The following is a 22,449-nucleotide window of genomic DNA, read 5'->3' on the forward strand; positions in this document are numbered from 1 at the left end:
GAAAGCCGGCATTTTTATACGTTGGTTGGGTCGATATTAAGCCCGTACAGAATAAACGAGAAATAAAAGCCAAAGTAGGACTCAGCCATTTCCATAAAGCCGTTGTGTATTTCTAATACGCCTGCGCTATCTTCGCTAAATAATCCCGCCATGATACCGCAATTAACGATGCGTCTCAGGTGCATTCTCGACACTGACAGATCTTTCGCCGTTTTGTTGTAATTGGGACGTAGCCACCATTTGCCATCTTCACTCTGTGCAGCCATCAGGTATATTCTGAGGATAATAATATGTCCGGCGTCTTTATCGACAAACATCGCGCTATTAGGCACCAGTCTACTCAATATGACCTCATCAAATAACAGGTTGGCGCTGCGGCGAAAAAAATTTTCAAAGGTGTTGTTATCGTCAAGAGCGTGAATAGAAAGCACGCTCTCCGGCAGCAGCATTTTCAGTGAAGGAATAGAAATCTGCATATAGCTGCGGGTTTCATTGAGGCCTTTCACGCTGGGGTTATACAGCAGCACCCGGCGGTCATCCTCGCTTTTTTCCAGCGACATTCTGCCGGTAATGCGCAGCAGCGTGACCAGAGAATTCACCGTGTTGAGGCTGGTTAGCTCCATTTTTACGCAGAACTCTTTGATATCCGCCAGCACGGCCTTGCGATCGCCGTAGTGAAAGCACAGCAACGCCAGCACCACATGAAAGCGGGAGCTTTGCAGAATTGTTTTATAAAAGAGCGGCTGTTTTTTATAGGTTACCAGCAGGGAGTCATAATGATGTCGAATGGCCTCGCGAAAGCAGGGATGCTTTTTTAATTGCTGACTGTAGCGGGCGATGGTGTCCTGGAGTTGGTGTTGCGTCATATTATTTTCTCGGTATTCAGCTACGGGGTTATTTCCCGTAAAATGAGTGTCTGAGGCCAGTGATAAAAGGCAGGTGACACGTTATTTTATTTATTTGAATGCAGAGTAAGTCCGCTGCCAATTATATCATTGTTCACATATAATGAAATGGGATCCTCGGAACTTTATCGATCTTTACTTTTTTCGTAACGAAAGATGCTTGTTGTTACCTGATGTCATGTTTTGTTTCATTTACGGGAAGTAAGACTTCCTTTATTGGAAGATTTATTTCCTGTATATCGTTTCGAACAAAAATGTCATCAGGAAAATAATTTAAGATTACTTATAAATATAATTCGACTCAACAAGATGTGAAGAGTACGAAAAGGAAACAATTGTTAAAGTTTCATTTCATGTGTTATCGTAAGTTACATGAGTTTATTGGGTGTTTATTGCCCAGTTTTCCACCGAAAATCCATCAGAGGCGATGTGATGCACGATACAAATGACATTTTCAACGCGGCGTTTTCCCGCCAGTACGACGCCAGTAGCGAACGCCTGAAAGACATTGCAAACAATCTGCATTCGTTGATAGCGCTGTTGTTAAGGGGCCTTGCGGAGAACGCGCAGGTGCTCTGCGTCGGCGTAGGCACCGGGACGGAAATCGTCAGGCTGGCACATCAGCATCCTGGATGGCGGTTTACCGGCGTGGATCCTTCTCCCGATATGCTTGCCGTTTGTGCAGAAAAGCTTGAGCGAGAAGGGCTGAGCGACCGCTGCACGCTGATTGAAGGCCACGTTATCGACGTTGCAGAACGGGAAAAATACGACGCCGCTTTGTGTTTGCTGGTGGCGCACTTTATTCAGCACCCGCAGCGCGGTGGTATTTACCAGCACATTGCCGACAGGCTAAAACCGACAGGGCTGCTGATTGCCGCTGAAATAGCGGGAGACATGGCGGATCCCGATTTTGACGGGCAATTAAAAAATTGGGTTGCGCTGCAGCAGGCTTATACCCAACGCGAGCGCGACATTTCTGAGGTGAAAGCTGAGCTTAGCCAGCGTTTGCTTTTGCTACCGCCTCGTCAAACCGAAGCGTTACTTCTTGACGCGGGATTTACCAGCGCACAGCCGTTCTTCCAGTCGCTGCTCATTCACGGCTGGCAGGCTATTAAGCCCTGAATTAAAAAGGCGGCGCGCTGAAATAGCGCGCCGCAAACCGATTATTTACTGGTAATGTCCTCTGACTTTACCAGCGTTGGCGTTTCGTTAAAGAAGTTCCACGGCTTCAGCAGGGCATGTACCCACTCGGTCGGCATAATGGGCCACTCTTCTGCGCGGGCAATATGCGTGGTGCCGGTGGTTAACCAGACGACGTTGTCCGTGTTTTCCAGCGACTGATTATCTTTGCTGTATGCTCCCAGACCGGTGTCGTGCGCGGAGCGGTTCGGGTATTTCCCTTCGGAATAGCGTTCATCCGGGTTATAGCGAGTCACCCACAGCTGCTTATCCATAAAGCTCAGGCGGTGGTAAATCCACTCGTCCGGGGCAAACTTAGCGCCGGTTGCGACGGGGTGAGTCCCTCCTGCGTAAGGGATCAGCTGGTAGGAAACCGGGTTGCCCATGCGGTTTTCTTTGTTCGGATTGCTGAGTAAACGGACGGTGCCCGGATCAAATTTCTGCGCCGCGTCCTGCTCGTTTTTAATCGCATATTCATTGGTTTGCATCGTACTTGTGCGCGGCCCGCCGCTGGTGTTCGGCTTCACTACCGGGTCGATAGCGGTCAGGCTGTTGTTTTCGCCGTCGACGTCCAGATCCAGGCGGAAGTTATAAATATGCTGATGGGTTGTGCCAACAATATTGTGGTCGATAAGCGTGCCGTAGCGGGTATCTTCTTTCGCGGTGGCGTCGTGCATGGTTTTGGCCTTCACGCCTTTTACCGCTTCGATGCCGGTCGCGCCTGCGTCAATACCGATGGTGCCGTTCTGGTGGAAGACCCAGTCAAAAATGTAGTCGTAGTTGCCGACGGTGCTTATCCAGCGGATCACCAGCTCGCGGCGTTCGCTGCTGACGTTCGGCTGGCCCATCTCCTGGTGCTTATACTCCGGCCCGGCGTAGCGTTCGAAAACTGCAATGGCGCGCGGAATAGTGGTTGGCTTGCCGGTGTAATCGGCCAGAGTTTCGTCCAGCAGGACGGCATTGCCCGGCGCGTCTTTACCGCGCACGATAGGGGAAGTCAGCGTGCCCATGCCGTAATCACCGGCATCCAGATAGGCCTTAAAATACCAGCCGATATCCGGGTCGCCATACGGCACGATCATCCCGCCGAGCGACCCCTCATACATGATCTTTCGTTTGGTGCCGTTGTCGTTCCAGGTCACGGTGGAGATGATTGGGCCCACGCGTGAGTCCAGCCGCAGGTGCAAATCCCAGTTTTGCCAACGGATCGTGTCGCCGGTAATGGTGTAATTTTTCCCTTCTGGCTCAATGATATTCAGCGGTTTCAGGTTGGCAGCCTGCCGGTCACGGCCATCATAAGGGCGCGGGGTCATCGGCACGGGAATGACCGGACCTTCCTCAATCTTGATGATTTTTTTCTGCTCGAGATCGACCACCGCCACCAGGTTTTCAATCGGGTGCGCCCAATAGTTACCGTCGCCGACGTCAAGATAACTCACCACTTTTAGCAGGCGCTGATCCTGCTTCAGGCCGTCTTTGCCGTCGAAATAGCCGACGGTAAGCGGGGTAGTGACCACTTTTGACGGATCGCTGATGCCGCGTTTTTTCACCGCTTCGGCGAACTCTTTGCTGTTGTTGATTATCGACTGTACGCTGGCAAAATCGTCCAGCAGCACCATGCCCTGAGCGCCTTCAATCGGTTTCCAGCTTTTCACCTTTCCGGCGGCCAAATCTACCGTGGCTTCAATAATATGCCGGCCGTCAAGCATGATGACGTCCGCCTCACGCGGCTGGCTGACGCTGGTGCCGTCCATCACAAACTTCCAGACTTGCTCCTTCGGCGGCTCGCGCAGAGAAATCTCGGTAAAGCGAATATTCGGCTTGTAGCCCGCCGCGGCTTTGATTATCTCCACCGTTTGATTAATTTCGTCGGCGCTCAGGGAGTTCAGCGGGTGCGGTTTTTTCTCGACCGCAAAGGTTTGATCCAGCCCGGACTGGAACACTTCATTGATAAACCCTTCGGAGATAAACGCCGTTTTGTCTTTAAAGGTAACCGGGACTTCAAGCTTGAGCGTTTTGCCATTCACGATGGCGGAGGTGGCGTTGGGCTTCACCTTCACGTAGGCACCGTCTTTGACGATGGTAAACATCTGCGCGTAATCGTCCCACTGGACGTCGGCGCCAAAATCCGCGAGCGTTTTTTGCATTGGCACCATATGTGCCTCGCCGCCGTGGGCAAAAGCAGGGGCGTTAATCCCCGCCGAGGTCAGGAGCGCAATAGCCAGCGCCAGCGTTTTTTTTCCAGTTTTCATTGTCATCGCTTTCTCACCTTAAAAGTGCGTTGTGTTGTTATGTGCGTGCTGGATAAAGTCTGTCGGATTCAACATAACAACTTCCGCCGGGGCTTCCCTTGTATTCCCTGCCAAGCGTTTTGCTGTGGTTGCCAGAATGTGGGATTGGGGAGATTTATTCCTCTGGGTAAATGAGCGTCGGGTTAAATTCAGCCCTCACCCCGGCCCTCTCCCAGAGGGAGAGGGGGAAAACAACCTATGGGGGGATTTGTTTGTTCCCTCTCCCTTTTAGGGAGAGGGTTAGGGTGAGGGTAAACCAGAGGCGATGACTTGCCTGTCTGGCATTTAAGACTCAAGCGGTAAAATCACCGTTCAGGCGGGCAACGAGGGTGAGGATCGAGTAGCGGGCAACGGTCTGCTGATGCTGGTTGGTGATATCCACCGCCCATTCCACCACGCCAACCGGCTTATCTTCCGCCGTTTTCTGCGGTTTGGCGGTTTTACGTTTGCAGGTCAGGCGCACCTGAATCGTATCGTCGATTTTTACCGGTTCGATAAAGCGCAGGTTTTCCATGCCATAGTTGGCAATCACCGGCCCGACGCCGGGGTCAACAAACAGTCCGGCGGCGGCGGACACCACAAAGTAGCCGTGCGCCACGCGTTCGCCAAAGAAAGATTCTGCTGCGCCAATTTTATCGGTATGGGCATAGAAACGGTCGCCGCTCAGGTTGGCAAAGTTAGCGATGTCGGCTTCCGTCACGGTACGGCGGGCGGTGAGAATGCTTTCCCCGATACGCAGCTCCTCAAAATGTTTGCGGAACGGATGCACGGCATCTTCGTGAACTTTAGCGCCGTAGTTCCATTGTCCGCTAACGGCGGCAAGCATCGTCGGGCTGCCCTGAATGGCGGTGCGCTGCATATAGTGTTTCACCGCACGCAGGCCGCCCAGCTCTTCGCCGCCGCCCGCACGGCCTGGGCCGCCGTGAACCAGCATTGGGAGCGGCGATCCGTGCCCGGTGGACTCCACCGAGGACTCCTCGTTCAGCACCTGAATACGTCCATGAGCGCGAGCCGCACCGAGAATAAATTCACGTGCAGTTTGCTCATCGGCGGTGACCAGCGTCCCGGCAAGGCTGCCCTGGCCGGCGCGAGCCAGCGCCATAGCGTGTTCAGCATCCCGGTACGGCATCACGGTGGCAACCGGGCCGAAGGCCTCAAGCTCGTGCACCGCAGGCGTTTCATCCGGCTGCTGGCAAAGCAAAAGAGTCGGCGGGAAGAACGCGCCCGGCTGAGCGAGATCTGCTTTACCGCCAAGCACGGCTTCGCATCCGGCGGCAATCAATTGGTCAACTTTACGCTGCACGTCATCCCGCTGTTCAAGGCTGACCAGCGCCCCCATGCGCACGCCTTCCACCGCCGGGTCGCCTGGTTGAATTTTCCCCAGTTTTGCCTTCAGCGCCTCGATCACCGAACCTAGTCGGTTTTGCGGCACAATAATCCGGCGAATCGCGGTACATTTTTGCCCGGCCTTGGCGGTCATTTCACGCACGACTTCGCGCACAAACAGCGCAAATTCAGGCTGCTCAGGCGTCACATCTTCTGCCAGCACGCAGCAGTTCAGTGAATCCGCTTCCATGGTAAATGGAATAGAACGGGCAACGATATTTGAGTGACAACGTAACTTTTGTCCGGTGATGGCCGAGCCGGTAAACGTCACCACATCCTGCTCATCTAAATGCTCGAACAGGTCACCCACGCCGCCGCAAATCAGGCCGATCGCCCCATCCGGCACCAGGCCGGATTCAACTATCGCTTTGACCATCGCCTGGGTTAACTGCGCGCTGGCCGTGCCGGGTTTAACGATCGCGGGCATACCGGCCAGCCAGGTCGGGGCCAGCTTCTCGAGCATCCCCCAGCAGGGGAAGTTAAACGCGTTGATGTGCAGCGCCACGCCGGACTTCGAGGTGAGCACGTGGCGGGCGGCGAATCCGCCCTGTCTGGAGAGCGGAATCAACTCGTCTTCCGGCCACAGCGTGTCATCCGGCAGCTCGCGGTTGCCCATTCCGGCGTAGGCAAACAGCGTACCGATCCCGCCTTCAATGTCTACCCAGCTATCGGCGCGGGTCGCCCCGGTTTGGTACGAAACCTCGTAGAACGCCTCTTTTTGCGCCAGCAGATGCTTAGCCACGGCTTTTAACATTGCGGCGCGCTGGATAAACGTCATCGCCTGCAGTGCCTTGCCGCCTTGTTCAATAGCGAAGCGTTTTGCCGCCGCCATGTCCGCGCCTTCGCTGGTTACCTGCCACAGCGGTTCGCCGCTAACGGCATGAAAAATGGTTCTTTCTTTACCCTGGCCGCTAAACCACGTCCCGGACAGATAGCTGGTTAACTTTTGCATCTCACTCTCCATTACATGCTGCATTTAATGCTTACAGTGTTTGTTTTGTGAATCATAAAAATCAAGCTGTAATTTAATAAATTATTAACAACGTGATGGGGTGTTATTTTTGTTATTGATTTATATCAATGATAAATATGGTTTTAGCGAAATTTTACGTGATAAGCCTCACAAACATGCGGTGTAATCTTTGCGATCTTCGTTAACTTATCTGTAACTTTTAATCATGATGTGATTCGCAATATCGCAATGTGTTGGCTTAAATTGAATCATAAGGTGATGCCGTGACAGAACAAGAACGCTTTGACGAGCGCATCCAGCAGGAAACCGCCATAGAGCCGCAGGACTGGATGCCGGAGGCTTACCGCAAAACGCTGATCCGCCAGATAGGCCAGCATGCGCACTCGGAAATTGTCGGCATGCTGCCGGAAGGCAACTGGATAACGCGTGCGCCCAGCCTGCGCCGCAAGGCCATTCTGCTGGCCAAAGTGCAGGATGAAGCCGGGCACGGCCTGTATCTCTACAGCGCCGCCGAAACCCTGGGCTGCGCCCGGGAAGATATCTACCAGAAGATGCTCGACGGCAAGATGAAGTACTCCTCCATCTTTAACTACCCGACGCTCAACTGGGCCGACATTGGGGTTATTGGCTGGCTGGTTGACGGAGCCGCTATCGTCAACCAGGTCGCGCTGTGCCGGACTTCTTACGGCCCTTACGCCCGTGCGATGGTGAAAATCTGTAAAGAAGAAAGCTTCCACCAGCGTCAGGGGTTTGAAGCCTGCAACGTGCTGGCGAAGGGCAGCCCGGAACAGCGCCAGATGCTGCAGGACGCCATTAACCGCTTCTGGTGGCCGGCGCTGATGATGTTCGGGCCCAACGACGACAACTCGCCGAACAGCGCCCAAAGCCTCGCCTGGAAAATCAAACGCTTCGGTAACGACGAGCTGCGCCATCGCTTTGTCGACAACACGGTGCCGCAGGTAGAGCTGCTGGGCATGACCGTGCCGGATCCCGATCTGCATCTGGATGAGGCTACCGGCCACTACCGCTTTGGCGACATTGACTGGCAGGAATTTAACGAAGTAGTGGCCGGGCGCGGCTTATGCAACGAAGAGCGCCTTGCCGCCAAGCGTAAAGCCTGGGAAGAGGGGGCATGGGTGCGCGAAGCCGCCCTTGCGTATGCCGAAAAACAACAGGCCCGCACCGCCGCCTGAAGGAGTAAGAGATGAGCAAAATTTACTGGCCGCTGTACGAAGTGTTTATCCGTAATAAAAAGGGGCTGTCCCACCGCCATGTCGGCAGCCTGCACGCGGCCGACGACCAGATGGCGCTAGAAAACGCCCGCGACGCCTACACCCGTCGCAGCGAAGGCTGCTCCATCTGGGTGGTGAAAGCGAGCGAAATCGTGGCCTCGCAGCCGGAAGAACGCCCGGAATTTTTCGACCCGGCAGACAGCAAAGTCTACCGCCACCCGACGTTTTACACGCTGCCTGACGGCATCGAGCACATGTGAGGCCGCCAATGACACTCGATCCTGTAGCGACCTACAGCCTGCGCCTCGGCGACACCTGCCTTGTCCTCGCCCAGCGCCTGAGCGCCTGGTGCGGTCATGCGCCGGAGCTGGAAATTGACCTCGCGCTGGCCAACATTGGCCTCGACCTGCTCGGCCAGGCACGCAACTTCCTGACCTATGCCGCCGGGCGGGAAGGTGAGCACCTCGATGAAGACAGGCTGGCCTTTGGGCGTGATGAACGTGAATACCGCAACCTGCTGCTGGCGGAACAGCCCAACGGTGATTTTGCCGAAACGCTGGTGCGACAGTATCTGCTGGATGCGTGGCACGTCTCGCTTTTCAGCCGCCTGGTAGAAAGCAAAGATCCGCAGCTGGCGGCCATCGCAGCTAAAGCGATTAAAGAAGTGCGCTATCACCTGCGTTTCAGCCGCGGCTGGCTGGTTCGCTTGGGCAACGGCACCGAGCTTTCGCAGGCAAAAGCGCAAAGCGCTGTGAACAAACTGTGGCGCTTCAGCGGCGAAATGTTCGTCGCCGATGAGCTGGAAACGACGCTGGCAGAGCAGGGAATCGCGGTCGATCCGCGTGGCCTCAAAGCTGAATGGTTGCAAGAAGTGACCGCCGGACTGAGCGATGCCTCGCTGCAGGCCCCGGCAGAACAGCCATACCGCACCGGCGGTAAGCAAGGCTTACACACCGAACACCTCGGCCCGCTGCTGGCTGAAATGCAGTACCTGCAGCGCGCTTACCCGAACCAGCAGTGGTAAGGAGAAGAGAATGCAAACCGCCACGCTTCAGCCCGCCGCCGTCCGCGACGTCTGGCGTCTGCTGAGTCAAATCAGTGACCCGGAAATCCCGGTGCTGACCATCACCGACCTTGGCATGGTACGCAGCGTAGAACACGGCGAGGACGGCTGGCATATCGGCTTCACGCCGACGTATTCAGGTTGCCCGGCGACCGAGTTCTTGCTCGCCGCCATCCGGGAAGCGATGGAGGGTGCAGCCCTAAGCCCGGTGCATATCAAGCTGGTTTTGCATCCCGCCTGGACGACGGACTGGATGTCGTCGGAGGCCAAAACCAGGCTGCGCGAATACGGCATCAGCCCACCGCAGGGGCATGCCTGCCACGCGACTGTCGCCGCCCAGGTGACCTGCCCGCGCTGCGGGAGCGAACACACTTCGCTCATCAGTGAATTCGGCTCCACGGCCTGCAAAGCGCTTTATCGCTGCGACAGCTGCCGGGAACCCTTTGATTACTTTAAATGTATTTGAGGATGCTATGCCTTTATTTCATTCCCTGAAAGTGGCACGTATCGAACCAGAAACCGCAGAGGCGGTGGCGATCACGTTTGCGGTGCCGGACGCGCTGCGTGGGCAATATCGCTTTCGCCCCGGCCAGCATTTGACGCTGAAAGCCCGCCTGGGCGATGAAGAGCTGCGCCGCTGCTATTCCATCTGTCGCTCGGACAATCCGGGTGAGATCTGCGTCGCGGTCAAAGCCATTGAAGGCGGCCGTTTCTCGCAGTACGCGGTCAGTGATTTAGCCGCCGGCATGTCGCTGGAAGTGATGGTGCCGCAGGGGACGTTTGGCTATCAGCCGGAAGCGGAAACTCGCGGGAACTATCTGGCGCTGGCGGTGGGCTCAGGCATTACGCCAATGCTGGCGATTATCGGCGCCACGCTTGCCACGGAGCCGCAAAGCAGCGTGACGCTGGTCTACGGCAACCGCAGCAGCGCCAGCATGATGTTCCGCCAGGCGCTGGCCGACCTGAAAGACCGTTACCCGCAGCGTCTGCAGCTGATTTACCTGTTCAGCCAGGAAAAATCGGACAGCGAATTGCTCAGTGGCCGCCTGGACGGCGCGAAGCTAAAACAGCTCGGCGACCATCTGCTGGACGTCAAAGGCTTTGACCGCACCTTTATCTGTGGCCCGCAAAGCATGATGCAGGCTGCCGAAGCCACGCTGAAAGAGATGGGCGTGGCGCAGCAGGATATTTATCTCGAGCACTTCAACACGCCTGGCGTGACGCCGGGCGCTCGTTCACGTGCTCAGGCTGCGGGTAAAACCGTGATCCTGCGCCAGGACGGCGTGGATCGCCAGATTACCCTGACCGCCGGGGACGAAAGCATTCTCGACGCGGCGCTGCGCCAGGGCGCGGATCTGCCGTATGCCTGCAAAGGCGGCGTCTGCGCCACCTGCCGCTGCAAGGTACTGCGCGGCGAAGTGAAAATGGGCGTCAACTACAGCCTCGAGCCGGATCAGCTGGCCGCAGGCTACGTGCTGAGCTGCCAGGCGCTGCCGAAGGGCGACGACGTGGTGCTCGATTTTGACGCGCAGGGGCTGTGATGAGCGAACTTCTAAGCCAACAGAGCGGCCGGGTGCTGACCCTGACGCTGAACCGCCCGCAGGCTCGCAATGCGCTCAACAACGCCCTGCTGACGCAGATCGCCGAAGCGCTGGAAGCCGCGCAGCAGGACGAATCCATCGGTGCCGTCGTTATCACCGGCAATGAGCGCTTTTTTGCCGCCGGAGCGGACTTAAAAGAGATGGCGAGCCGGGATATGCCCGCCACGCTGAACGATCCCCGGCCCCAGCTTTGGGCGCGCATTGAACGCTTTCCCAAACCGCTGATGACCGCCGTTAACGGCTATGCGTTCGGCGCAGGCTGCGAGCTGGCGCTGCTGAGCGACATTATCGTTGCCGGGGATAACGCACGCTTCGGCCTGCCGGAAATCACGCTGGGGATTATGCCCGGCGCGGGCGGCACCCAGCGGCTTATCCGCAGCGTAGGCAAGGCGCTGGCTTACCGCATGGTGCTGAGCGGTGAAGCTATCGACGCACCGCAGGCTTTACGTGCCGGGCTGGTTGCCGAAGTACATCCTGCCGCGCTGACGCTTGAATACGCGCAGAAACTTGCCGCAAGCATCGCTCGTCATGCACCCCTTGCGCTGCAGGCCGCGAAAAACGCGCTTCAACAGGCGCAGAACACGGGCCTGAGCCAGGGCCTGCTGCAGGAACGCCAGCTGTTTACGCTGCTCGCCGCCACCGAAGATCGTCAGGAAGGCATCGCCGCTTTTCTGGAAAAACGACCTGCTGAATTCAAAGGACGTTAATCATGAGTTTTATTGTTAGCGATGTGCAAAACGGGGTGATGACCCTGACCCTGAACCGCCCGGAGCGGCTGAACAGCTTTAACGACGAGATGCATCGCCAGCTGGCGGAAATCCTGACCCAGGCCGAAAGGGATGAAACCATCCGCTGCCTGCTGATCACCGGGGCGGGGCGTGGCTTCTGCGCCGGGCAGGATCTCAACGACCGTAACGTTGACCCAGGCGGCGACGCGCCGGATCTCGGTTATTCGGTTGAAACCTTTTACAACCCGCTGCTGCGCCGCCTGGCGAAGTTGCCGAAGCCGGTGATTGCAGCGGTCAACGGCGTCGCGGCTGGTGCCGGAGCCACGCTGGCGCTGGGCTGCGACATGGTTATCGCCGCGCGTTCGGCAAAATTCATTATGTCTTTCAGCAAGCTGGGGCTGGTGCCCGACTGCGGCGGCACCTGGTTCTTACCCCGCCTGACCGGGCGGGCACGCGCTATGGGGCTGGCATTACTTGGCGACACGCTGAGCGCGGAACAGGCGCACGAGTGGGGCATGATCTGGCAGGTGGTGGATGACGAACAGCTAGGCGATACCGCCCGCCAGCTGGCTCAACACTTTGCTACCCAGCCGACCTTTGGCCTGGGCCTTATCAAAAAAGCGCTTTACGCCTCGGAAACCAACACTCTGGATGCCCAGCTAGACCTGGAGCGCGATTATCAGCGCCTGGCCGGCCGCAGCGAAGACTATCGCGAAGGGGTTTCTGCTTTTCTGGCGAAGCGCCCGGCGACCTTTAAGGGGAAATGAGCATGCTGACACCTGATGCTGTTATAGCGGTGATAGGCAGCGGCACCATGGGCGCAGGTATTGCGCAGGTGGCCGCCAGCGCGGGCCATGCCGTCTGGCTGTATGACATTCAGCCCGGTGCGGCAAAGCGCGCAATTGACGGCATTGACACCGCGCTAAGCGCCCGCGTTGCCAAAGGTAAGCTGGATGATGCCAGCCGTCAGTCAACGCTTGCCCGGCTGCATCCGGCAGAAACGCTGGCAGATTTGGCTCAGGCTGAGCTGGTGATTGAGGCGGCGGCCGAACAAATTGACATCAAGCAGGCGATCTTCCGCGATTTAGCGGCGGTGTGCGGCGCTGATACCGTCTTTGCCAGCAATACCTCCTCCATTTCCATCACCGCTATTGCCAGCGGAATCAGCCACCCGGCACGCGTGGTCGGGCTGCATTTCTTTAATCCTGCGCCGGTGATGAAGCTGGTGGAGGTGGTCAGCGGCCTGGAAACCTCACCGGAAATTGCCGAGCGGCTTTGTGAACTGGCGCTGCGCTGGGGAAAACAGCCGGTACGTTGCCATTCCACGCCCGGCTTTATCGTTAACCGCGTGGCGCGGCCGTTTTATGCCGAAGCCTGGCGTGCGCTGGAGGAGCAGGTGGCTCCGGCTGCGGCCATCGATGCGGCTTTACGCGACGGTGCGGGCTTCCCGATGGGGCCGCTGGCGTTAACCGATCTGATTGGCCAGGACGTCAACTTCGCCGTGACCTGCTCGGTGTTTAACGCTTTCTGGCAGGAGCGCCGCTTCCTGCCTTCCTTAACCCAGCAGGAGCTGGTGCTGGGCAAACGCCTGGGCAAGAAAACCGGGCAGGGCGTTTACCGCTGGCCGCTTGAGGCGAAGCCGGAGTACCAGCCCCAGATGTCCGAAGAATTTGCCGCAAAACAGGTTACGCAGTCCGGCAAAACGCTTGAGCTTGACGGCATTGTGGTCGCCATTACCAGCGGTATGACCGCCACTGCCATGTCAGCCGAACTGAAACGTCCGGTGGTGCTGCGGGACAGGCTGGCCGAGTCCGCTCTGGAAGTGCTGGCGCCTTCGGCTTCAGTGACGCCGCAGCAGTTGGCAAAGGTGACCCATTACTTCCAGCGGCAGGGCAAGCAGGTGCTGGTGATTAACGACTACCCAGGCATGCTGGCCTGGCGCACGGTGGCGATGCTGGCCAACGAGGCGCTGGACGCGCTGCAGAAAGGCGTGGCCGGAGAAGCGGATATCGATACCGCCATGCAGCTCGGCGTTAACTATCCGCAGGGGCCACTGGCCTGGGGAGCGCGGCTGGGCTGGCAAAATGTCTTAACGCTGCTGGAAAACCTCCAGCGCCACTACGGCGAAGAGCGCTACCGCCCGACGTCTTTACTGCGCCAGCGCGCGCTGCTGGAGAACCAACATGAGCACTAATGCCTGGGATAACGCTCGCCTGATGTACGCGCGCGACAACTGCGCCAAACAAATGGGGATTGAAGTTATTGAGATGGGCGACGGTTTTGCGCTGCTCACTATGACCATCACCGAAGCGATGCTCAACGGGCACCAGACCTGCCACGGCGGGCAGCTGTTTACCCTGGCCGATACCGCCTTTGCCTACGCCTGCAACAGCCAGGGGCTGGCGGCCGTAGCATCCGGTTGCAGCATTGAATTTCTGCGCCCCGGCAAGGCGGGCGAGCGGCTAAAAGCGGTGGCGCATGTTCGTCAGCAGGGACGTCAGACCGGCGTCTACGACATCGAAATTATTAATCAGGATGAGAAGACGCTGGCGCTGTTCCGCGGCCGCGCCCATCGCATCGGTACGACGCTTTCAGGAGAAAAATTATGAGTCAGGCTTTTATTTGCGATGGCGTGCGTACTCCGATTGGCCGCTACGGCGGGGCGCTTTCGGGCGTGCGGGCGGATGACCTGGCCGCGTTGCCGTTAAAAGCGCTGCGGGCACGTTACCCAAATCTGGACTGGAGCGCCGTGGACGACGTGATCTTCGGCTGCGCGAACCAGGCCGGGGAAGATAACCGCGACGTGGCGCGCATGGCAACGCTGCTGGCGGGTATACCTGTCGACGTTCCGGGCACAACCATTAACCGCCTGTGCGGTTCCGGGCTGGATGCCGTGGGCTTTGCCGCTCGCGCCATTAAAGCCGGTGATGCGCAGCTGATGCTGGCGGGCGGCGTGGAATCCATGTCCCGTGCGCCGTTTGTGATGGGCAAAGCCAGCTCGCCGTTCCAGCGTCAGGCGGAGATGTTTGACACCACCATCGGCTGGCGTTTTGTGAACCCGCTCATGGCCGCGCAATTTGGTACTGACAGCATGCCGGAAACGGCAGAGAATGTAGCGGAATTGTTAAAAATAAGCCGCGAAGACCAGGACCGATTTGCCTTTCGCAGCCAGCAGCGTACCGCCCGCGCGCAGCAAAAGGGCATTCTGGCCGAAGAGATCGTGCCGGTCACGCTCAGCGGGCGCAAAGGGGCTGTGACCGAAATGCGTGATGACGAGCATCCGCGCGCAGAAACCACGCTTGAGCAGCTGGCGGCGCTAAAAACGCCGTTCCGCGCCAACGGCGTAGTGACGGCGGGCAATGCTTCCGGCGTGAACGACGGGGCGGCGGCGCTGATTATCGCAAGCGAAGCCGCCGCGCTGCGGCACGGGCTGACGCCCAGGACGCGTATTGTCGCCATGGCGACGGCGGGCGTAGAGCCGCGTTTGATGGGGCTGGGGCCGGTTCCGGCGGTGCGAAAAGTGCTGGAAATTGCCGGGCTAAGCATCCACGACATGGACTTAATTGAACTAAACGAAGCCTTCGCCGCGCAGGCGCTCGGCGTGCTTCGCCAACTGGGGCTCCCGGATGATGCCCCGCATGTGAATCCTAACGGCGGCGCGATTGCGTTAGGACACCCGCTGGGGATGAGCGGAGCCAGACTGACGTTAACGGCCAGCCTGGAGCTGCACCGGCGCGGCGGGCGGTATGCCCTTTGCACCATGTGTATCGGTGTGGGTCAGGGCATTGCCCTGATCCTTGAGCGTGTGAGCTAGTCAAACCTGCGAGTACCCTAATAATGATAACCTCTGAAACCAAGCTGGAACCGATTGAAACCGCGTCGCTGGATGAGCTGCAGGCCCTGCAAACGCAGCGCCTGAAATGGACGCTTAACCACGCTTATAACAACGTCCCGATGTATAAGCGCAAATTTGACGCCGTGGGCGTGCACCCTGACGATTTTAAAGAGCTGAAAGACATTCGCCTGTTCCCTTGCACCACCAAGCAGGATCTGCGCGATAACTATCCTTTTGATACTTTCGCCGTGCCGATGGAGCAGGTCGTTCGTATTCACGCTTCTTCCGGGACGACGGGCAAACCTACGGTTGTGGGTTACACCCAAAACGACATTGATAACTGGGCTAACCTGGTGGCGCGTTCGCTGCGAGCCGCAGGCGGTACGCCAAAAGATAAAATTCACGTTTCCTACGGCTACGGCCTGTTTACCGGCGGGCTGGGCGCGCACTACGGCGCAGAGCGCCTTGGGGCGACCGTTATCCCGATGTCCGGGGGCCAGACTGAAAAACAGGCGCAGCTGATCCGCGATTTTCAGCCGGACATGATCATGGTCACGCCGTCCTGGTGCCTGAACCTGATTGAAGAGCTGGAACGCCAGATGGGCGGTGACGCCAGCGGCTGCTCGCTGCGCGTGGGCGTTTTTGGCGCGGAGCCGTGGACCAAAGCCATGCGGGCAGAAATTGAACGCCGCTTGGGCATCACCGCGCTGGATATTTACGGCCTGTCAGAAGTGATGGGGCCGGGCGTGGCGATGGAGTGCCTGGAGTCGCGTGATGGCCCGACGATCTGGGAAGACCATTTCTACCCGGAAATCGTAGATCCGCAGGGCGGCGTGCCGCTGGAAGACGGCGAGCACGGCGAGCTGCTGTTCACCACGTTAACCAAGGAAGCGCTGCCGGTTATCCGCTACCGCACCCGCGACTTAACTCGCCTGCTGCCCGGCAGCTCACGTACCATGCGCCGTATGGACCAGATTACCGGCCGTTCCGACGACATGCTGATCATTCGCGGCGTGAACGTATTCCCGTCCCAGCTGGAAGAAGAGATCCTGAAATTCCAGCACCTGGCGCCGCATTACCAGCTGGAGGTGCATCGTCGTGGGCATCTTGACACTCTGGCGATCAAGGTAGAGCTGAAGGAGAGCAGCCTGTATCTCAGTCACGAACAGCGCTGTGGGGTTTGCCACGAGCTGCGGCATCGCATTAAGTCTATGGTAGGGATTTCAACGGATATCACCATCGTGAACTGCGGCAGCCTGCCTCGTTCTGAAGGCAAAGCAATCCGGGTTTGCGACCTGCGTCAGGCGGCTAATCATTAACTATACGTGACTTTGTCACTAATGACGGGCCGATGGATAACCTTCCACGGCCCGTATTTCTTCCCGGCCGCAGTAATTGCAAATCTTTTTGTCTTCTTACATGAGATCGGAAAGCCTTTGTACCGGTGCAAAGGCTTTCACCGTTGGGCAGGAACTGGTGACGCACACAGATTGATTTAACTTATTGTTTTTAATAATGTATTTATCGACTAAAGTTATTCCGTTCACCTATAGTTCGATTTTCCCTGCACGTTCAGAGCACGGTGAACGTGTCCGGGGGACAAATCTTCCCCTCACCCCAGCCCTCTCCCCAAAGGGGCGAGGGAGAAAAAAAGCTATGGGAAACATTGTTTATCACCTCTCCCCAAAGGGGCGAGGGAGAAAGTTAGTTAAACGGCTCGCCCAGCGTCAGCATCAGACGGTTTGCCCAGGCGAAAAAGGCCGTGGACTGCACCAAATCCAGCAGCTCAAGCTCGCTTAATCCCAGTTCTCTCAGGGCTTGTATCTGTTGAGCATTGGCGCTCGCTGGGGTGGAGGATAACGCCGCAGAAAAGTTAATTTCGGCCTGCCAGCGAGGGGACTGTCCATCGCTCAGCGTCCCGCCCGGTTCGATGGCGAGCAAACGTTCGATGGCTTCGTTATGTTTTGAAAGCTGGCTGGCCTTGCGGGCGTGAACCGACGCGCAGTAAATGCAGCCGTTTACCTTGCTGGCCACCGTGGCGGCAAGCTCGCGTTCGGCACGGGGCAAACCGCCCGGCGTGTAGAAAATCCCTTTGTCGGTAAGGGTACGCTGCTCCAGCACCGGCAGGTTGCGTCCCAGCAGACGGAAATAATCCGAGTCCTGGTGCCCGAAGCGCTTGAGCGTTTCCTGCTGCTCCGGGCCGTATTCCGCATAAGGCAGGGCGGCTATCCACGGTTCCCAGTTAAGCTCGGCCTGGGTAAACGCCACCGGGGCGGATTTGCCGCTGGCGGTGAGCGGCTGTCGGTGCCACTCTCCGGCAGCCGGAATGCGCACCTGTTCGCCGTCTACCGGCTGGCCGCCAATCAGGCGCAGCCCGCGTAACAGGCGGCTCTGAAAGGCCACGAAGCCAATAATTTGTGACAGTGTCACCACTTCTTCTTCGCTAAAACCCGCCTGAGTCAGGGCGTTGACGTCCTGCGAGCCAGCCTGTACCGGCTGAAAACTTAGCCGCTCAGCATGATCGAGCAGCGTGCTAAAGCGTTCGCTGGCGGGTTTGCCTGCCAGACGCCGGGTGTAATGGTCCGCGAGCCGGGCATCGTCGTGCCATTCCGCCACTCGCCTGGCGAGATGAAGCCTTTCCACTAATGTCAGGCCACTTGCGCTGGTCTCGCCGAAAAGCGCCTCATAACTGCCCTGCGCGTGGCTTGTTGCGGCTTCGCGAATTTCCCGAGCCTCAGCAAGCGAGGTGCCGGGGATAATGTCTGCCAGCTGATTAAGCAGATCCGTATGACTCATAATGACTCCTTAGACAGTGAAGATGTAGCGGTTGGGCGGGCGCTGCTGCGAACCCAGCCGAGCGCCGGGGCAACCTGCTGCGCGAGCAGTTCGATGGAACGCAAAATGTAGGCGTGCGGCGGATCGATGGAATGCACCTGGAACGAAAGATCGGTCACGCGCTGGAGCGTGCTGTCGCGGAGCAGTGAGGCAATAACCTGCTGCGGCGTGCCCAGGTGAACGTCAAACGCGGCAATATGGCTATCCAGCGTGTCGCCCAAAACCGGGTGTCCCTGCGCCCGGTGCTGTTCTGCCTGCTGGCGCAGTCCTCTTGCCGCGAGCTGCCTCGCCAGTTCGGCGTCGTCAGTGACAAAACCGGTTCTTGAGCCCAGGATGCGCGGCTCAACACCTTCGGGCAAGGCGTCCAGATAGGCATCAATGATTGGGTTTTGAATCTCATCCAGCGGGGTATCCAGCGCGTCGACCGGACGAGGTTGGGTGCGGGAAAGCATCAGCCCGTCACCCGCTTTTCCCGCTCGCGCACCGCCATCGACGGAAAACGTCGCCTGCCAGATACGGCTTTTTAGCTGCGGTGAGGCCGGGTAAAGGTGGTTATCCGTGCCCACAAGCGGCTCATCGTTCAGGGCCGAGCGCAGTATTGCGAGATTGTCGGCGTAAATTTTTCCCCTTTCCGCGCTCTGTAGTCCAAACGCCGGGAAAGAACCCGGCGTGCCGCCTGAACCGACGCCAAGCTCAAAGCGCCCGCCGCTGAGCAGATCCAGCACGACCGCGTCTTCCGCCACGCGTAGCGCAGACTCCATTGGCAGGGTAATAATGCCCGTGCCAAGCCGTATGCGCCGGGTGTGAGCCGCCACGTGGCTCAGAAAAACCAGCGGGGCAGGCAGGCCACCCTCGGCTTCGTGAAAGTGGTGCTGTGCTACCCAGGCGGCGTCGAAACCGTGCCATTCGGCGTGAATAATTTGCTCCGTTGCCAGGCGATAGCGTTCGGCGGCCGGGGCGTGGTCAAGCAGGCGAGTAAAAAAGCCCAGTCGTTTAATGGTCATGCAACGTCCTTATGGCCGGAGCCAATATCGGGAATAGCGTTAAGCAGCTGCCAGGTATAATCGCTGGCCGGGGCGTTAAATACGTCGGCAATCGGGCCGTTATCCACCAGCTCACCGGCGCGCAGAACAGAAACGCTGTGCGCCAGCTGGCGGACGGTGGCGAGGTCGTGAGAAATAAACAGGTAAGTCAGGCCGAGCTGCCGCTGTAAGTCGTCGAGCAGGCGTAAAATTTGCGCCTGCACCGTCACATCCAGCGCAGAGGTGGCCTCATCCAGCACCAGAATTTGTGGCTCCAGAATCAGCGCGCGAGCAATGGCCACGCGCTGGCGCTGCCCGCCAGAAAGCTCGCGAGGTTTACGGGTTAATGCCTCAAGCGGGAGCGCAACGCGTTCGGTGATGGCTTCAACTTTGGCGCGCCGCTCGGCCTTCGACAGCTTGCCGAAGTTAAGCAGCGGCTCTTCAATGATGCGAAATAGCGTCTGGCTCGGATCCAGCGAGGCAAAAGGGTTCTGATAAACCAGCTGAATTTTTTGCCGGAGCTGACGGCGGGCCTCCGGGCTGAGATCGGTGGTGTCGATGCCGTCAATCAGCACTTTCCCTGCGTCCGGCTTCTGGAAGCCAAGCAGAATACGCGCCAGCGTCGATTTACCGGAACCGGACTCGCCGACCAGCGCGTGAGTGGTGCCTTTGGCCACGGTAAATGAAACGTCGTCCAGCGCCCGCAGCGTCTGGGCGCTGTCTTTGCCAAGCGAAAAATGCTGACTCAGATTACGGATCTCAATTGCGGCGGTTTGCGGGGCGCGTAGCGGCCAGGGGCGTAGCGTGCGCGACAGGCCAGGCGCATCGGCAAACAGCTGGCGGGTATAAGGATTTTTAGGGTACTTCACCACTTCAGCGGTCGGGCCGGACTCCTGGATTCGCCCGTCACGGAACACCAGAATACGGTCGGAACGCTGGGCGGCCAGCGCCAGGTCGTGCGTCACGAACAGCACCGCCGTGCCGGATTCACGGCGCAGAGTATCCAGCAAATCAAGAATGCGCTTCTGCACCGTAACGTCCAGCGCGCTGGTCGGCTCATCGGCAATAATCAGCGCGGGTTTAAGCGCGATAGCCATGGCGATCAGCACCCGCTGTTTCATGCCGCCGGAAAGCTGATGTGGGTATTGGTTGGCCCGCTGCGCAGGGTGGCTGAGCCCCACTTTTTCGAGCAGCGCAACCACCTGGCTTTCCCGCTCGGCTTTAGGCTGGCGGGTATGAAGCTTCAGCACCTCGGCCACCTGCTGGCCGATGGTTTTTACCGGGTTTAACGAACTGCCCGGATCCTGCGGGATCAGGCTGATGCTGGCCCCGCGCAGGGCGTCGAGCTGACGCTCTGACCAGCGGCTGACTGGCTCTCCGTTGAGCTGGATTTCGCCAGATTCGATAATGCCGTTTTCACCCAGCAGCCCAATAATCGACTGGGCAAGGGTCGTTTTCCCTGAGCCAGATTCGCCGACTATCGCCAGCACTTCTCCGGCGTGCAGGCTAAAAGAAGCGTTGTGCACCACGCGCCTGCTGCCACCACGTTGACGCCAGGCGATGCTCAGATTAGTAATTTTTAACAGCGGCGTATTCATGACGACCTCCGGGCAAAATGGTGGCTAATGCGGTTGACGGCCAACACCACGGCTACGACTACAACGCCTGGGAACGTGGAGAGCCACCAGGCCGTCGCCAGATAGTTCCGGCCTTCGGCAATCAGTAAACCCCATTCCGGCGTCGGCGGCGGGGTGCCGTAACCCAGAAAACTCAGCGTAGAGAGCGCCAGAATAGCGGAGCCAAACTGCAGCGCGGCAAAGGCGAACACCGAGGTCAGCGCATTCGGCAAAATATGGCGCCAAAGCACCTGCAGGAATGTGCCGCCGCTGCCGACGGCAGCCTCGACGTAATCGCTGTGACGAATACGAACCACTTCCGCACGGGCCAGGCGGGTAAAGTTGGCAATCGACGTAATCCCAACGGCGATGGCCGCATTCACCGTGCCGAAACCAAGCAGAATAATAACGCTGAGCGAAAGCAGCAGGCCGGGGATCGCCAGCAGCACGTCGACGCCGCGCATTAGCGCGTGTTCAGTCTTGCCTCCGGTTGCCCCGGCCAGGACGCCAAGTGCGGTCCCGACCACCAGGCCAAGCGCCACGGCCACCAGCGCGCCGGAAAGCGAGTGAGAAGCCCCCCAGACGATTCGCGCGTAGAGATCGCGCCCAAGCTGGTCGGTGCCCAGCCAGTGCCCGGCCTGGGGGGCAAGGCGCTGCGCACCCGGCACGCCTTCGGTAGGGCTCCACTGAGTAAACAGCGACGGGAACAGCGCCCAAAGTGCGACAATAATCAGCGTTAACCAGGCCAGCCAAAGGCCGGGCTGAATGCTGGCGCGGAAGCCGGAGAACCGGCGCTCCGTCCGGCGCGGCAGCGGGGTATTGATATCAACGGTCGTCATGCGGTTACTCCCCGAATAGACTTCAGGCGCGGATCGAGCAGGGGATAAATCACATCCACCAGCAGGTTAATGACCACGAAGCTCAGGGCGGAAATCATCACCACCGCCTGCAGCACGGCGACGTCCTGATTATTCACCGCCCGCTGCGTCAGCTGTCCCAGGCCGTTAAGGCCAAAAACGGTTTCGGTGATAAGCGCCCCGGCAATCAGTTCACCCAGCAGCAAACCGGCCACGGTCAGCACCGGCAGCAGAGCGTTACGGGCAACGTGTCGCCACAGGACACCCGCGCGGCTGCCGCCTTTTGCGCGGGCAACGGCCACATAAGGCTGAGTCAGCACCTGGTCGATATTCCTCATCAGCAACTGGGCAAGCGGGGCGCTGATTGGCACCGCGAGCGTGGCGACCGGCAAAATGAGCCCCTGCCAGAAGCCGGGATTGATTACCGGAATCAGCCGCCAGTGGAAGGAAAACAGCTGGATTAACGCAATGCCGAGCCAGAAGGTCGGCACGGCGATAAACAGGGCCGGAAGGTTGGCAAACAACGTTCGAAGCCAGCGAAGCGGTGCGAGCGTGGAGGCCGCTGAAATACCGACGGCGAGAATAATCGCGGCGGCAAAACCCAGCCCGGCTAAGCGCAGCGTCGAAGGCAGATTGGCGGTAATCAGTTGGCTGACCGAAACGCCAGCCTCGATGGAATAGCCAAAATCACCGCGCAGCATATGGCCAAGCGTTGTCAGATACTGCTGCCACAGCGGGGTGCTTTCGCCGTAGATAACGCGCATCTCCTGAATCTGTTCCGCGCTAAGCCCAAGGTCAGGGTTCTGGAATTTGATCAGGATGGCGTCTCCTGGCAATAGCTGCAGAAGAATGAACGACACGCTATAGGCCGCCCACAGTACCAGCAACGCCTGGGCAGTGCGCCCGGCCAGATAACGTGTCATGGC

At 58.4% G+C, this 22,449-nt stretch carries 20 protein-coding genes; 12 read left to right on the top strand and 8 right to left on the bottom strand.

The features are described from left to right. Positions 1–14: 14 nt before the first annotated feature. Positions 15–866, bottom strand: coding sequence for a hypothetical protein (locus ACE38U_RS07855; protein ID WP_176983068.1), 852 nt, complete (start codon positions 864–866; stop codon positions 15–17). A 471-nt stretch (positions 867–1,337) separates the two neighbouring features. Here ACE38U_RS07855 and ACE38U_RS07860 point away from each other — a divergent pair, with 471 nt between their 5' ends. After that, positions 1,338–2,027, top strand: a complete 690-nt coding sequence (locus tag ACE38U_RS07860; protein ID WP_375529444.1) for a class I SAM-dependent methyltransferase — start codon at positions 1,338–1,340, stop codon at positions 2,025–2,027. 41 nt (positions 2,028–2,068) lie between these two features. Here the strand turns inward: ACE38U_RS07860 and tynA are convergent, their stop codons facing one another. Together tynA and paaZ are read right to left on the bottom strand one after the other, a co-directional pair. Beyond that, a complete protein-coding gene (gene tynA, locus ACE38U_RS07865; RefSeq protein WP_375529445.1) occupies positions 2,069–4,342 on the bottom strand; it encodes a primary-amine oxidase in 2,274 nt (757 codons plus the stop codon). Between the two features lie 325 nt (positions 4,343–4,667). Beyond that, complete coding sequence (gene paaZ / locus ACE38U_RS07870; protein WP_375529446.1) at positions 4,668–6,713, bottom strand: phenylacetic acid degradation bifunctional protein PaaZ; 2,046 nt, start codon at positions 6,711–6,713, stop codon at positions 4,668–4,670. A 284-nt stretch (positions 6,714–6,997) separates the two neighbouring features. On the opposite strand from paaZ, the gene paaA reads away from it, so the two are divergent. Genes paaA through paaK form a run of 11 tightly spaced genes read left to right on the top strand, consistent with a single transcriptional unit; the run spans position 6,998 to position 16,512 of the window. Further along, a complete protein-coding gene (paaA, locus tag ACE38U_RS07875; protein WP_375529447.1) occupies positions 6,998–7,927 on the top strand; it encodes a 1,2-phenylacetyl-CoA epoxidase subunit PaaA in 930 nt (309 codons plus the stop codon). Between the two features lie 11 nt (positions 7,928–7,938). Beyond that, a complete protein-coding gene (gene paaB, locus ACE38U_RS07880) occupies positions 7,939–8,226 on the top strand; it encodes a 1,2-phenylacetyl-CoA epoxidase subunit PaaB (RefSeq protein ID WP_008461407.1) in 288 nt (95 codons plus the stop codon). Positions 8,227–8,234: 8 nt separating this feature from the next. Next, positions 8,235–8,990 (top strand): 1,2-phenylacetyl-CoA epoxidase subunit PaaC, encoded by a 756-nt coding sequence (gene paaC, locus ACE38U_RS07885; RefSeq protein WP_038472101.1) that lies wholly within the window; start codon positions 8,235–8,237, stop codon positions 8,988–8,990. A 10-nt stretch (positions 8,991–9,000) separates the two neighbouring features. Continuing rightward, positions 9,001–9,495 (top strand): 1,2-phenylacetyl-CoA epoxidase subunit PaaD, encoded by a 495-nt coding sequence (paaD, locus tag ACE38U_RS07890; protein WP_375529448.1) that lies wholly within the window; start codon positions 9,001–9,003, stop codon positions 9,493–9,495. Positions 9,496–9,502: 7 nt separating this feature from the next. Continuing rightward, positions 9,503–10,570 carry a 1,2-phenylacetyl-CoA epoxidase subunit PaaE gene (paaE, locus tag ACE38U_RS07895; protein WP_375529449.1) on the top strand — a complete coding sequence of 356 codons (1,068 nt, stop codon included), beginning with the start codon at positions 9,503–9,505 and terminating at the stop codon, positions 10,568–10,570. Further along, positions 10,570–11,337: a 2,3-dehydroadipyl-CoA hydratase PaaF gene (gene paaF / locus ACE38U_RS07900; protein ID WP_375529450.1), complete on the top strand. Its 768-nt coding sequence runs from the start codon at positions 10,570–10,572 to the stop codon at positions 11,335–11,337. Before paaE ends, paaF begins: the two co-directional genes overlap by 1 nt. Then, complete coding sequence (paaG, locus tag ACE38U_RS07905) at positions 11,337–12,125, top strand: 2-(1,2-epoxy-1,2-dihydrophenyl)acetyl-CoA isomerase PaaG (RefSeq protein ID WP_176983312.1); 789 nt, start codon at positions 11,337–11,339, stop codon at positions 12,123–12,125. The genes paaF and paaG overlap by 1 nt, the downstream gene beginning before the upstream one ends. Before the next feature lie 2 nt (positions 12,126–12,127). Then, complete coding sequence (locus ACE38U_RS07910; RefSeq protein WP_176983278.1) at positions 12,128–13,552, top strand: 3-hydroxyacyl-CoA dehydrogenase; 1,425 nt, start codon at positions 12,128–12,130, stop codon at positions 13,550–13,552. After that, complete coding sequence (gene paaI, locus ACE38U_RS07915; RefSeq protein ID WP_375529451.1) at positions 13,542–13,967, top strand: hydroxyphenylacetyl-CoA thioesterase PaaI; 426 nt, start codon at positions 13,542–13,544, stop codon at positions 13,965–13,967. The genes ACE38U_RS07910 and paaI overlap by 11 nt, the downstream gene beginning before the upstream one ends. Beyond that, positions 13,964–15,172: a 3-oxoadipyl-CoA thiolase gene (gene pcaF / locus ACE38U_RS07920; protein WP_375529452.1), complete on the top strand. Its 1,209-nt coding sequence runs from the start codon at positions 13,964–13,966 to the stop codon at positions 15,170–15,172. The genes paaI and pcaF overlap by 4 nt, the downstream gene beginning before the upstream one ends. Before the next feature lie 23 nt (positions 15,173–15,195). After that, positions 15,196–16,512 carry a phenylacetate--CoA ligase PaaK gene (paaK, locus tag ACE38U_RS07925; protein WP_038472117.1) on the top strand — a complete coding sequence of 439 codons (1,317 nt, stop codon included), beginning with the start codon at positions 15,196–15,198 and terminating at the stop codon, positions 16,510–16,512. 385 nt (positions 16,513–16,897) lie between these two features. Here the strand turns inward: paaK and ACE38U_RS07930 are convergent, their stop codons facing one another. The 5 genes from ACE38U_RS07930 to ACE38U_RS07950 are packed head-to-tail and all read right to left on the bottom strand — an operon-like array spanning position 16,898 to position 22,446. Then, on the bottom strand, positions 16,898–17,992 hold the full coding sequence (locus tag ACE38U_RS07930) for an alkylhydroperoxidase domain protein (protein ID WP_375529642.1): 1,095 nt from the start codon (positions 17,990–17,992) through the stop codon (positions 16,898–16,900). Beyond that, positions 17,986–19,032 (bottom strand): putative FMN-dependent luciferase-like monooxygenase, encoded by a 1,047-nt coding sequence (locus ACE38U_RS07935; protein ID WP_375529453.1) that lies wholly within the window; start codon positions 19,030–19,032, stop codon positions 17,986–17,988. Before ACE38U_RS07935 ends, ACE38U_RS07930 begins: the two co-directional genes overlap by 7 nt. Beyond that, positions 19,029–20,648 carry a dipeptide ABC transporter ATP-binding protein gene (locus ACE38U_RS07940; protein WP_038472123.1) on the bottom strand — a complete coding sequence of 540 codons (1,620 nt, stop codon included), beginning with the start codon at positions 20,646–20,648 and terminating at the stop codon, positions 19,029–19,031. Before ACE38U_RS07940 ends, ACE38U_RS07935 begins: the two co-directional genes overlap by 4 nt. Continuing rightward, entirely contained in the window at positions 20,645–21,505 is an 861-nt protein-coding gene (locus ACE38U_RS07945) for an ABC transporter permease (protein ID WP_375529454.1), read from the bottom strand. The genes ACE38U_RS07940 and ACE38U_RS07945 overlap by 4 nt, the downstream gene beginning before the upstream one ends. Continuing rightward, complete coding sequence (locus ACE38U_RS07950) at positions 21,502–22,446, bottom strand: ABC transporter permease (protein WP_038472127.1); 945 nt, start codon at positions 22,444–22,446, stop codon at positions 21,502–21,504. Before ACE38U_RS07950 ends, ACE38U_RS07945 begins: the two co-directional genes overlap by 4 nt. Between the last annotated feature and the right edge of the window lie 3 nt (positions 22,447–22,449).

This window comes from Cedecea selenatireducens, assembly GCF_042138895.1.
Taxonomy (GTDB): Bacteria; Pseudomonadota; Gammaproteobacteria; order Enterobacterales; family Enterobacteriaceae; genus Cedecea; species Cedecea selenatireducens.